The organism is Akkermansia sp. 54_46 (genome assembly GCF_001917295.1).
In the GTDB taxonomy this organism is placed as follows: Bacteria; Verrucomicrobiota; Verrucomicrobiia; order Verrucomicrobiales; family Akkermansiaceae; genus Akkermansia; species Akkermansia muciniphila.
In genome coordinates this window covers 20,055-31,149 of record NZ_MNUD01000036.1, presented here as the reverse complement: position 1 = coordinate 31,149, position 11,095 = coordinate 20,055, and the positions used below count along the sequence as shown (strand labels likewise).

Annotated in this window: 12 protein-coding genes and 1 tRNA gene; 2 read left to right on the top strand and 11 right to left on the bottom strand. The window is 55.7% G+C overall.

Annotated elements, in window-relative coordinates:
- Positions 1–124: 124 nt before the first annotated feature.
- From BHW66_RS11025 to BHW66_RS11005, 5 genes are all read right to left on the bottom strand, one after another.
- On the bottom strand, positions 125–325 hold the full coding sequence (locus BHW66_RS11025) for a hypothetical protein (protein ID WP_286689035.1): 201 nt from the start codon (positions 323–325) through the stop codon (positions 125–127).
- 50 nt (positions 326–375) lie between these two features.
- Positions 376–1,371, bottom strand: a complete 996-nt coding sequence (locus BHW66_RS11020; protein ID WP_146023918.1) for a hypothetical protein — start codon at positions 1,369–1,371, stop codon at positions 376–378.
- Between the two features lie 520 nt (positions 1,372–1,891).
- Complete coding sequence (locus BHW66_RS11015; protein WP_102758619.1) at positions 1,892–3,136, bottom strand: 6-phosphofructokinase; 1,245 nt, start codon at positions 3,134–3,136, stop codon at positions 1,892–1,894.
- 78 nt (positions 3,137–3,214) lie between these two features.
- Entirely contained in the window at positions 3,215–3,712 is a 498-nt protein-coding gene (locus BHW66_RS11010; protein ID WP_205596314.1) for a sialate O-acetylesterase, read from the bottom strand.
- 640 nt (positions 3,713–4,352) lie between these two features.
- Entirely contained in the window at positions 4,353–5,453 is a 1,101-nt protein-coding gene (locus tag BHW66_RS11005; RefSeq protein ID WP_081863700.1) for a substrate-binding domain-containing protein, read from the bottom strand.
- 403 nt (positions 5,454–5,856) lie between these two features.
- Between BHW66_RS11005 and BHW66_RS11000 the strand changes: the two genes are divergently transcribed.
- Together BHW66_RS11000 and BHW66_RS10995 are read left to right on the top strand one after the other, a co-directional pair.
- Positions 5,857–6,135 carry a hypothetical protein gene (locus BHW66_RS11000; RefSeq protein ID WP_286689034.1) on the top strand — a complete coding sequence of 93 codons (279 nt, stop codon included), beginning with the start codon at positions 5,857–5,859 and terminating at the stop codon, positions 6,133–6,135.
- A gap of 43 nt (positions 6,136–6,178) precedes the next feature.
- The gene (locus BHW66_RS10995; protein WP_253822271.1) at positions 6,179–6,334 is read left to right on the top strand and encodes a hypothetical protein; all 156 of its coding nucleotides are present in this window, start codon (positions 6,179–6,181) and stop codon (positions 6,332–6,334) included.
- A gap of 65 nt (positions 6,335–6,399) precedes the next feature.
- Here the strand turns inward: BHW66_RS10995 and BHW66_RS10990 are convergent.
- From BHW66_RS10990 to cbiB, 6 genes are all read right to left on the bottom strand, one after another.
- Positions 6,400–6,482: transfer RNA gene (locus BHW66_RS10990), tRNA-Leu, on the bottom strand.
- A gap of 443 nt (positions 6,483–6,925) precedes the next feature.
- Positions 6,926–7,516, bottom strand: coding sequence for a bifunctional adenosylcobinamide kinase/adenosylcobinamide-phosphate guanylyltransferase (locus BHW66_RS10985; RefSeq protein WP_094140151.1), 591 nt, complete (start codon positions 7,514–7,516; stop codon positions 6,926–6,928).
- Entirely contained in the window at positions 7,491–8,306 is an 816-nt protein-coding gene (cbiR, locus tag BHW66_RS10980; RefSeq protein WP_022198824.1) for a cobamide remodeling phosphodiesterase CbiR, read from the bottom strand. The genes BHW66_RS10985 and cbiR overlap by 26 nt, the downstream gene beginning before the upstream one ends.
- A complete protein-coding gene (cobS, locus tag BHW66_RS10975) occupies positions 8,303–9,043 on the bottom strand; it encodes an adenosylcobinamide-GDP ribazoletransferase (protein ID WP_022198825.1) in 741 nt (246 codons plus the stop codon). The genes cbiR and cobS overlap by 4 nt, the downstream gene beginning before the upstream one ends.
- Positions 9,044–9,062: 19 nt before the next feature.
- Positions 9,063–10,103, bottom strand: coding sequence for a nicotinate-nucleotide--dimethylbenzimidazole phosphoribosyltransferase (gene cobT, locus BHW66_RS10970; RefSeq protein WP_253822272.1), 1,041 nt, complete (start codon positions 10,101–10,103; stop codon positions 9,063–9,065).
- 5 nt (positions 10,104–10,108) lie between these two features.
- The gene (cbiB, locus tag BHW66_RS10965; protein WP_253822273.1) at positions 10,109–11,092 is read right to left on the bottom strand and encodes an adenosylcobinamide-phosphate synthase CbiB; all 984 of its coding nucleotides are present in this window, start codon (positions 11,090–11,092) and stop codon (positions 10,109–10,111) included.
- Positions 11,093–11,095 lie beyond the last annotated feature (3 nt).

Genomic DNA, 11,095 nt, shown 5'->3' with positions numbered 1-11,095 from the left:
TAGGGAGGAAAAAGAAAGATGCCTGAGAAAAACAGTGTATAGGGAACATGATCTTCCGGCATGTTTTCCATGTGTTTTCTGTTCTGTTTTCCGGCGTATGCGGCATGTCCGAGAATGCTCAGAATCAGAGCATGCCCCGGCCCGTGTCCGTGAAGGTGGAGGCCAGGGAGGCGGCAAAGCCCGTGAAGCTGGATGAAGGAATGCGCATCGTATGCAGAGAGAAGAGCGGGGAGTTCCGGCGTCGGGCGCGTTTGTTGCAGCAGTTTTTGTCACGCGGAACCGGATTGGCTCTGGAAGGGGGCGGAGGCACGGTGATCCGCGCCATTCGCCGCCGGGGAGGAGACGCCCCGGCTAGGTTGACAGTAAGCCCGCTTGTTACTCGGCTGAGGATTCGGGAGAGTTCGTGTCAATGGCTTCCTGGAGGCGCTCCGTCCGCGCCAGCATGTTTTCCAGAATTTTCAGAATATAAGAACGTGTTGTAGCCGAGTGGTCCGCTCCGCGTACGAAGGAAAGCCCCCGGTACCGTCCTACCGTTTCCAGGCGAAGATTCATATTTTCTCCGGACAGGTCTTCACCGGCAGGAGGAGGGTAATTGGAAGCGGGGCCGCTCAGGGACTTCATTTGCATGGTATCCATATTAAGCAGGCAGCTTTGTATTCCGTTGGTGAAGATCAGGCTGCCCTGATGACGCTTGTTTTCCGGCCACAGCCTGTAAATGGTAACGGCGCTTCTTCCCCCGGGATTGATCAGAATGGCAGGGAAAACATATTTGCCGCCTCCTTTTTTCCGGACGGTCACGTCAAAGTCGCATTCTCCGGAAAATCTGGTCGTGACGCGGGAGGAGAGGCGTACGTCAAAAGGCGCTTCCGGCGGCAGGGGAATCATGGTGGCGGCAGACAGGGGCGATCCCGGAGGGAGTTCCGGAATCGGGAAGGGGAGTGTAATGATGTCAATGGCGCAGCTGATGATGCCGATGATTGCGAACAGCAGGATGCCTTTGTTCCGGAGCTGGGCTGAGAGCATTTTTCCATATTCCTCCGGATAATGCCTGCCTGCGGATGGCTCCTGCCGAAGGTAATAGCCGGTCAGGCGTGAAATGACAATCAGAGCTGCCGCCATGGCTGCCAGCCATGCCAGGGCAAAAGCCAGACTTTCCGCTAAGGGAATTGTGGTGAACAAGCCGAATGTCCCAATAATGAAAGCCGTCAGCAGGAGAAAGACGGCCAGGAAGGTGATGCAGCCTAAAGGGGCCGTGGAGACGGGAATCCAGAAACTGCCGCGTTTGCCGAGGGCTCTCAGAATCAGGATGGCAATGCAGAAAGCAAGGATAGCCAGCGTTGAATAAAAATGTTGAAACAGATAATCGAGCATGGCATGCGGGAAAAACTTGGATAGGCAAGCGGGAAGCGATTCCATGCCGGTTTCCTGAAAGATATCCGGAAACAAGCAGTTTTGCGCCGCGAAATGATAGAAGCCGAATGTTGAACTCCTTTATTATTCTAGCCTTTTTCTATCCTTGCCTGCAAGATTTTTCGTTTACCTGTTCCTTCCCATTTGTTTTTGATATATTTGAAAAACATTGTTTCATAAGAAGATATGAGGGAAATCGGCTCCATTTCCATTCAGTAAAAAAGATGCTGTTTTCTATAAGCGGAGGATTCTGAAAAGATAAAACGCACGTTATGGATAAGAGGGAAAGACGGAAGAATCTGTCAGAGAAGAGGCTGGTTTTTCCTGTTGATGAACGAAACTGCTATACCGGCTTTCCTTTCTCATACCTTTCAGGAGATCGGGAAAGGGGAAGGGCGCCGACCGGATGTTTACCTGAAAAAGCGTGGAGCGGGCAACTCCGGCCGGGGTGATGAGGCAAAACACTTTCCCGAAGAAACAGCTACTGCTGTTCCGGTTTCGCCAGCACTTTCCTGAGTTTCGCGAAGCGGGGCAGGGAACATTCCTTCCGCATGGCCGTCTCTCCCTGGATCAGAGGCAGAACATAGTCAATGAACGGCTGTTCCACGCCATTGCTGCGGGCGTTGATCCATTCGCGGGGGACAAGTTTTTCCACATTGGCCACTTCTCCCAGACCTATCAATTTAGTCTTGCAGGAATAAATGCCATTCTCCGTAACCCGTTCAAAAGCTACCATTTTATCCGTCTGGCCGGAAACGGCGGCTTCCACGGCAGCTGTTCCCGCCATATACGCTTCATCAATATCCGTCTTGGAGGCGACATGGGAAGCGCAGCGCTGGAGGAGTGAAAGTTCAATGCTTCTGACTTTGGCTCCGGTTTGCCGCTTGACGGATTCCGCAAGCATGGCTCCCAGGCCGCCCAACTGCGTATGGCCGAAGACGTCCCTGTCTCCGGATTCCGCGACAAAGCGGCCGTCCGCATATTGCACGCCTTCCGAGACGGCGACCATGCAGCTGCCGTTCTGTCTGTAAATCCGGTCCACATCCTGCCAGAATTCCTCCATGCGGAAGGGAACTTCCGGCAGGTAAACCAAGTCCGGCCCAGCTCCCGCATACGTGGCCAGAGCTGCGGAGCCGGCCAGCCAACCGGCGTGGCGGCCCATGATTTCCACGATGGTGACGCGTCCCTTGTCGTACACGCGGAGATCCTGGTGAACTTCCATGCAGGAGGTCGCGATAAATTTGGCGGCAGAGCCGAAACCGGGGCAGTGGTCCGTGCCGTGAAGGTCATTGTCAATGGTCTTGGGGATTCCGATGACGCGGCATTCGTAACCGGACTGCTGCATGAATTTGGATATCTTGTTGCAGGTATCCATGGAATCGTTGCCCCCGTTGTAGAAAAAGTAGCGTACGTCGTATTTTCGGAATATTTCCAGCAGACGGCGGTAATCCGTATCATCCACGGATGGGGCGGCCATCTTGTAGCGGCAGGAACCCAGGGCCGAGGCCGGAGTATATTTGAGCAATTCCAATTCTCCGGGGTCTTCCCGAGCCATATCGAACAGGCGTTCTTTGAGCACTCCCTCAATCCCGTTGGCGGCTCCCAGCACGCGCGTGACCTGTTCGCTTTGCAGGGCGGACTGAATGGCTCCCAGTGCGCTGGCGTTGATGACGGCGGTGGGGCCACCGGACTGGCCGATGATGCATGCTCCTTTCAATGGGTTCATGGGCAATAATGGATGAGAGAGTTGTGTTGCGCCCCCTTTCAACGGCGTTGGAGGCAGGAAATGAAATGATAGTCAAACCTATCCGCAGCCCGGAGGGATGTCAAACATTATTGGTTTTCCGGATGGGGCTGGCGGGGCTGGAGAAAGTGGGGAAGAAAAAAGAGCCGGGGTATCAGTTTTTTTTGTCTCCAGAGCTTTTCCAATGCGGAGGCAAAGCGTTCCCAGGGCCAGAATTCCATGCGTACCCAGATGGACGGTATCCGTGGGATAGGGGGTGCGGAAGTCCACGCTGCGCAGCTGGAGATCGTCTGCGGGGACATAAACCGCATTGTTGACGGAGAGGGAGGTACGGGATTCTTCCGCCACATCCTTTTGCCCCTGCCGCACTTCTTCCCTGCCCGGAAAACGGGCCGGAGCGGGCACGGGAAGAACGCTGCCGTAGATAAAGGCCAGACCGGGGGCTTCCAGATCCGCTCTGATGCGTTTAATCAGGTTGTTCAGGTTGGCGCCGTAAGACAGAGCGTTTTTGATGCCGGCAATGTCCCTTGCGTCTCCTTCCCCCTGTTGCCACACCATGGCTTTCAGGACAGGAGCATGTCTCTGTTTTTTTCAGAGCTTCCATTCCGTTGCGGACGGTACGGATCAGTTTGACGTATTCTTCCCCCTGCTTATCCTGAGAAGTTTTTCCTGGGTTCCATTGCCGGAAAAGGTTGCTTCCGCTCCGGGCGTGTTTGATGATGGCCCATTTTTTTGCGGGAATTTTTTCTGCAACGCTGTTCCCAGGCTTAGTTCCACGCCAAAACGGTCGGGGGATTCGGATGCCGGGCTCAAGGGAACAAGCTGTTCTGCCGGTCCTGTCCCTTTGAGGGAGCCGGAATAGTACAGAAGAATCCGTTTATCCGTCTTGAAGCAGGGAGGAATGTTGTTGACATATCCTTGCCCTGTGGCGTTTGACTGGCCGCCGATAAGGATGACGTTGATTTCATCCGCATGCAGGGGTGGCGCCGGAAAGACCGTCAGGGGAGCAAAGCAGCCATGAAAAGAGGAAAAAACGTGCAGAGCGTGGAAGTACGGAAACAATCATGGCGGGGATATCCCTGATACGTTTCCGGAAAGAAGATTCTGTCTTCTGGAGGAATTCTTCTTTGCCTGCTGCCAGGATATTTTACTGTTGGTGCTCTTGTTCCCTTGATTCTTTCCTTTCCGGAAAAAGGCATTATGCGGAAGGTGCGTGCAGGGAAACGGATTGGCCGGGGTATATTTCCGGAATGACGGAAATGCTCTTGATATTTTTCCCGGCTGTCAGGGAGCGGAGCATCCGTATGAGCTTGTGAACCGTTTTTGTCTGGTTCTCTTCATAATAGGTGATCGTGGGCAGCAGGCGTTCCATGAAGGGTTCATACGTCAGGCTGACCAGGCTGAGCTGATCCGGAATGCTCAGCGAACGGGCTTCCACCCAGGAAAGAATGGGAACGATCTGGTTGCCCCGTGTGGCTACCAGGGCGGACATATCCGGATGTTCTTTAAACGCTTTGGCCAGATATTCAAAGAAGAGCGGCGTTTCAAACGGGGTGGGAACCAGGATGGGATTCCATCCCTGTTCCGCAAAGCTGAAAAAACCTTTTTGCATGAGCTGGTGGCCCTTCAACGGATCAGGAGGCAGGCACAGGCCTACCGTTCGATGCCCCTTGTTCCAAAGATGCTGCGCCGCATGATGCGTGGTGGCCGCCCAGTGGCGGTCCAGATAGGGAAGGTTGCTGCTCTGGTAGGAGGTGCCGCGCACAATGCAGGGGATGCGGTGCGTCTTGAACCAGAGCTGGGTTTGCTCCGAGGAACGGTGAAGTATCCAGCAGACGCATTCGGATTTGGTAACCAGCTTGGCAAGCCTCTTGTCCGGATTGTTGCCTAAGATCCAGGGAGCTTCAAAGATACGGACGCTGATGCCGTCTTCCTCCAGAATTTTGGAGATGGTATATATTTCCGCCAATACGCTTTGAGCCAGCCTTTTGAGGGGCTGGGGCGTCAGAAACCCGAGAATTTCTTTTTTTTCCTGAACCGGATGGCAAAAGATATTTTTAACCGTTTCTTCTTCCGTAGTTTTCAGGATGCGCCGCGGAACCTTGATGCGTGGGGGGGCAATCCATGCATCCCTTTCCAGAAGGGCCAGGGCCTTTCTGATGGTTTCCCTGCCTACGGATAACCTGTGCCCGAGTTCTCTTTCTCCGGGCAGGATATTGACCAGGCTGCCGCTGAGAATCATCTGTTTGATTTTATTGGCTACTGTTTCAACCAATGAAGAAGCTGGCAACGAAGTCATACTCTTGTATATACGTATCGCATTGCGTGAATTCGAGCCAATTGTAGGGATTGCCTGGCCCGCAGAATCCGAAAGGAGATCTGGTGTTGTTGCAAGTTGTTGATATTCTGTAAATCGTTTTAGGATTTAAGCTACTGGTCTTTTTTTGATGAGGTAAAGTGGGCGGATAATGTATAAATGATATAGTGTTATCAATGCATTACATTCCTGAGCGGTACGGCTTCAGGTGGTTTGTAATTATTTTTAATTCATTTAAGATAAATATTTTATTGCGTATTTTGTTAGACAGGGCCATTTATTACCTCCCTTTTCTCACTTTCCTCCATATTTCCGGCAGGAAATGTGCACGTATCAGCATGGATGACTTTTCTCCCGTTTCCGGCACTAAATCTGCTTGATGAAAGTGAATACCATACCGGGCGCATCTTATGCGCTGACTTGTACGGCTGCGTGTACTATCCATGCGCTTCTTAGCGACGCTTCTTCTCTGGTTATCCTGGAAACGGAAAATCCCGGACAATATTTTTTTATAGCTCCCACTGATACAGTAGAGGTATCAGACGAACACGCCCTGGTGACACAAACTTTTAAAGCGGCCGCTCCGGGATTGTCTGCCCGCGGCGGCATAAGGCCGGGAGTAAATGCCGATTTGAAAAATCCGACGGTGGAAAAAGCGGTATGAACCATTTCTTTTTTCTGATCGTCCGCGATTAAGCGCAGCGCTCATGAGCAATCCAGTCAAAAGGCTGTTCGCCAATAGTTTTTCGAACCTTTACGGGGAGCGGGGGACGGGACTTCCCCGCCAGATTATTGTCTGGCGCGGACTGGGTGCGGAAGTCCGTTTCATTCCTTTCTGGAATTACTACGGGGAGTCTCTTTGAGAAATGAAGCGTTATGACTGGTAATAGAAAACCCTGGGAGCGTTTAGCTACCAGGGTTTATTGATTGGTACCGCCGGTGGGACTCGAACCCACACTCTTTTGGAACTCGATTTTGAGTCGAGCGCGTCTACCATTCCGCCACGACGGCACGTGAAGCGAAAGAATTAAGAGGCAAGAGGGCCGGAGAGTCAAGAATTTCCTGTGGAATATGGTGAGCTGCTGAAAAAACGGAGGGATTTTTCTGTGGATTCCCTCCGTCATGTTTCCGGATGGAAATAAATGTTTGGAATGAGCAATGCACGGCAGCGTTAACGCTTTGGTTGACCATGTGTTCCTTCTGTTCCAGGCGGTAGAAGGTTTCGGCTCCCAAACTCTAGAGATGGTTCGGTTCAGACCAGCGTTGACGATTGAGGTATGGTGTCCCGGCCGAACACCGGATTTCCTTTTTATTCCCCGCCTGTGCCGCGAACTTCCCGGAAGAGCTTTTCATGGATGATGAAAGCGGAACCAACATGGCACAAGGGGGGATGGTACGCTTAATCTCCGGCGTTTTCTTTTCCTGACTAACAGGAGAACCGCTCTCCGGGCGTTTCAGCCTTTTTTCACGGTCAGGGGCAGTCCCGCCACCATGAAGTAGACTTCATCCGCGCTTTTGGCAAGGAGTTGGTTGGCAATGCCCAGCCCGTCGCAGTAGTGGCGCGTTTCCGCATCTGACTGGCTGATGCCCATGCCGGTTTCAGAAGAAACAAGCACCCATGGCACGGGGGATTGGCGGATGAGCTTTTTCAAAGCTTCTATTTCCTCAATCAGCGCTTCCTGGAACGGCTCGTAGTCCGTGGGGTCCTTCTGGGCGTACAGGGTATTGGAGGCGAGCAGGGTGACGCATTCCAGAATGACGCCGTCCACCTGGTCCAGCAAGCCGGATTCCCCGACGGCAGAAGCTACATGACGGGGACATTCCAGCGTGAGCCAGCTTTCAGGACGGCGTTCCCGGTGCTTGCGCACGCGGTATTCCATGGAGCCGGCCCCGGGCCAGACTTCCGCCGTGGCGACGTACAGGATTTTTTCCCCGAATCCGGCGGCTATTTGTTCAGCGTATTGGCTTTTGCCGCTTCTGATGCCGCCCAGGACGAGCGCCATGCGTGCGGTATTGGCGTCAGTGTTTGGTGATGTAACGTTCATGGGATTCCAGCATAGCCTGGTGGGAGTTCAGGAAGTCATCCAGGCTGAAGACTTCCAGCGTAATAAGAGGGGAGAAATGGAGGTCCCACATGGGGTGCAGAATGGCGTCCAGAGTAGCGGCAGGCATGTGGTGCAGGGATTTGTGGTCCCGTTTTTCCAGCCCGTGCAGGTGGCACATGCGTATGTCCGGCAGCCAGAGCGGCAGAAGTTTTTCCGGCCGCAAGCCTTCTTTCCAGACATGGCCTATGTCAAAGCAACGTGAATGGGGTGTAGCAGCTACCAGTTTGTCCAGATAGTCGGTCGGATGGCGTTCCAAATTTTCCAGGGCCAGGCATTCCGGTGCGGGGAGGTGGGGCGTGATTTGTTCCAGACTCCGGAGGATTCGTTCCGTTTCGCATTCCGTAAGATGGGGGCGCATATCAGGACCGGGAATATGGTCCGTGACCACATGCATGACCCAGGTGTGGGGTTCCAGTTCCCGTGTCAGGTCAATGGCGCGAATGATGTTTTCCGTATAACGGCGGCTTGATTCTTCCGTGGCGAAGCCGCCGTCCGTGGGCAGGTGGACGTTCCAGGTAACCCCGGCATCTGCAGCGATTCCGGCCAGTTCCCGTATTTCCGCAGGGGTAATGAGTTCCTTTCCGCATTCTCCGGCTTCCAGCAGGAGCAGAGCGACATCATCCGCGTAATGGACGCATTCCCTGATGGCGGGCACGTAGTAGTCCGGGATGATAAAGGAGGTGCATCCGATGTTGAGGCCTGGAACGCGGCATTTGTGTGGAGTTTTCATAAAGTGCAGAAGGTGAGCAGGACAAGCCATTCCGTACATTCTACGGTACAGCCGAATACATCCCCGGTAACGCCGCCCAGGCGGCGGCGCGCGTATAGAAGCAGGCCCATGGAGCCGGCCAGGGCGGAGAGCAGGGCGTACAGCCCGTTCCATCCTGCCAGAGCGCAGGCAGCCAGGGTGACGGCTGCAGCAGCCAGGGCGTGCCCCGGGCGCGTTCCCTGCTTGAACGCTTCCCCCATGCCGCCGGGGCGTGCGCCCGGAAAGCGCATGGCGATGAATATCTGGCTGCGGGCAAGCAATCCTGCCAGAGCGCACGCCGTGAGCAGAAGTTCCCAGGAGCCGTGGGCCGCCAGAGTCGCCAGGGCGGCTCCCTTGAATGCCAGGTTGAAAAACAGGGCCGTGCCGCCGAAGGTTCCCAGACGGGAGTCTTTCATGATTTCCAGCCTGCGTTCCCGGGATACTTCAATGGGAAGCCCGTCTCCGCAGTCCGCTACTCCGTCCAGGTGCAGGCCGCCCGTGACGGCTACCCAGCAGGCACAGCCGATAATGCCGCAGACCAGGGGGGGGAAGAGCAGGGTTGCCGTCCAGGTCAGGCCGCCCGCAAGCCCCCCCACTACCAGGCCAACCAGCGGTAGCCAGGCGGAAATTCCGTTCAGGTCATTTTGCAGCGGCCACGGCCCAACGGGCAGCCGGGTCAGGAAGCCGAAGGCGGAGCGGATGGTAGTGATGACAGCCATGGATACAGGGAAGAAAGGGTCAGCGTGGAACGGTGATGTCCAGTTCCGGCAGGGTTTTCATTTCAGAAAGTACGCGCGTGGCGGCGTCCAGCAGGGGAAAGAACAGGGCGGCCCCCGTGCCTTCCCCCAGGCAGAGGCCCAGGTCCATGTACATGGTGACGCCGATGTGGTCCATAATGAGCTTATGCCCCGGTTCCGCGGAGTTGTGGGAACCGATGAAGTATTGCGCCGCTTCCGGGCGAATGCCCTGGGCGATGGCCGCGGCCGCCCCGGCAATGAAGCCGTCAATGACGATGGGAACGCGCAGGGAGGCCGCCCCCAGCATCAGTCCGGCCATGGCTCCTATTTCCGGTCCTCCCACCTTCGCCAGCACGTCGATGGCATCGGAAGAGTCTGGCTTGTTCAGGGTGATTCCCTGTTCGATGAGTTTTATTTTTTTGCGGATGACTTCTCCTCTGACACCGGAACCGCGTCCCGTCACGGTTTCCACAGGGGTGCCCGTGAGCACGGCCACGATGGCGGAAGAGGGGGTGGTGTTGCCAATGCCCATTTCTCCGGCAGCCACAATGTCCAGCCCTTTGTTTTTTTCTTCACGGGCCATGTCAATGCCCACTTGCAGGCATTCCAGGGCCTGTTCCCGCGTCATGGCCGGCCCCTTGCTGAAGTCGTTGGCTCCGTGCATGACTTTTCTTTTGACCAGCCCCGGCAGATCGCCGAAGTCGTAATTGACGCCCACGTCCACTACGGAAAGGCGTGCTCCCGCGTTGCGCGTAAAGGCGTTGATGGTGCCTCCGCCCTGAAGGAAGTTGCGGGTCTGGATGTAGGTGACGTCCGTGGATGTCAGGCTGAGGCCGTGGTCGGCAATGTGGTGGTCCGCGGCGAACAGGACCACGGCTTTGTCCTTCAGGCGCGGCGCGGGATTGCCGGTCATGGCGGCAATACGGATGGCCACGGGTTCCAGTTTCCCCAGGGCAAGGGGAGGCTTGGCCAGAATTTTCTGATGTTCCAGGGCCGCTTTTGCGGCCTGTTCGTCCAGCGGGGGGATATGCAGTTTGTTCATGATGGTCAGAGGCGGGGGATGAAGAGAAGAAGGAGAGTGAACGCCAGCGTACCCGTGACGGCAGTCGTCCACATGAGCCGAATGGCCAGGGCCAGGTCGCTGGCGGAGGCTTTGGTTCGCCCTGTTCCTATCCAGGGGTAGTTTGCAGGAATTCCCTTGTAAGAGACCGGACCCCCGAGACGGAGGCCCAGCGCTCCAGCGAAGGCCGCTTCGCTCCATGCGGAATTGGGGCTGGCGTGGGCATTCCGGAAGGCCCATCCCATGGTGAGCGCCCTCCGGGCGGAGGTTCCTTTCACCATCAGGGCGGAAAAGGAAATACATGGTAAAATAAGGCGTGCGGGGATGAAGTTGAGCGCGTCATCCGTGCGTGCGGCAAAGGTGCCGAAGTGTTTGTACCGGTCATTTTTTTTCCCCCACATGGCATCCAGGATGTTGAAAACACGATGCGCCAGCGCGGCGGAAGCCGCCCCGGAGGCGCCTCCTGCCAGGCAGCCTGCTGAGGCCCAGAACAGGGTGGAAAAAACGCCATCCGTCAAGTTCTCCGCCACGCTTTCAATGGCCGCTCTGGCGATGCCGTAGACGTCCATCCGTTCCGTATCCCGTCCCACGATCATGGAGACGGAGTGCCGGGCCTCTCCGGCGTTCCCGCTGCGCAGGGCGTTTTCCACCTTCCGGGCATGCTCGGCCAGGCTGCGCGGGGCCATGCAGATGTAAATGACCAGAACGGACGGAATCCAGGGTGCCCAGGGGGAGGGTAACAGGGAAAAGGGAAGGAAGAGCGCCGCGCAGCCGAACCATGCGGCAATGCAGGTTGCCAGCGCGGCCGCCATTCCCGCATGAAAAGTTCTTCCCCACTTTTGCCTCGCCAGTGTTTCCATGCGGAGCGCGCACCGGCCGATCAGACAGACGGGATGGAATCTGTTGGGCGGTTCTCCCGCCAGAATATCCAGCAGGAAGGCCGTAGGCAGGATGAACGGGCACGGGAACATGGA

Coding starts and splice junctions, on each gene's coding strand:
- BHW66_RS11025 (WP_286689035.1), bottom strand. CDS start 325: ATGGCGCGGATCACCGTGCCTCCGCCCCCTTCCAGAGCCAATCCGGTT.
- cbiR (WP_022198824.1), bottom strand. CDS start 8,306: ATGAAAACTCCACACAAATGCCGCGTTCCAGGCCTCAACATCGGATGC.
- cbiB (WP_253822273.1), bottom strand. CDS start 11,092: ATGTTCCCGTGCCCGTTCATCCTGCCTACGGCCTTCCTGCTGGATATT.
- BHW66_RS11020 (WP_146023918.1), bottom strand. CDS start 1,371: ATGCTCGATTATCTGTTTCAACATTTTTATTCAACGCTGGCTATCCTT.
- cobT (WP_253822272.1), bottom strand. CDS start 10,103: ATGAACAAACTGCATATCCCCCCGCTGGACGAACAGGCCGCAAAAGCG.
- BHW66_RS11015 (WP_102758619.1), bottom strand. CDS start 3,136: ATGAACCCATTGAAAGGAGCATGCATCATCGGCCAGTCCGGTGGCCCC.
- BHW66_RS11010 (WP_205596314.1), bottom strand. CDS start 3,712: ATGGTGTGGCAACAGGGGGAAGGAGACGCAAGGGACATTGCCGGCATC.
- BHW66_RS10985 (WP_094140151.1), bottom strand. CDS start 7,516: ATGAACGTTACATCACCAAACACTGACGCCAATACCGCACGCATGGCG.
- BHW66_RS11005 (WP_081863700.1), bottom strand. CDS start 5,453: ATGACTTCGTTGCCAGCTTCTTCATTGGTTGAAACAGTAGCCAATAAA.
- cobS (WP_022198825.1), bottom strand. CDS start 9,043: ATGGCTGTCATCACTACCATCCGCTCCGCCTTCGGCTTCCTGACCCGG.
- BHW66_RS10995 (WP_253822271.1), top strand. CDS start 6,179: ATGAGCAATCCAGTCAAAAGGCTGTTCGCCAATAGTTTTTCGAACCTT.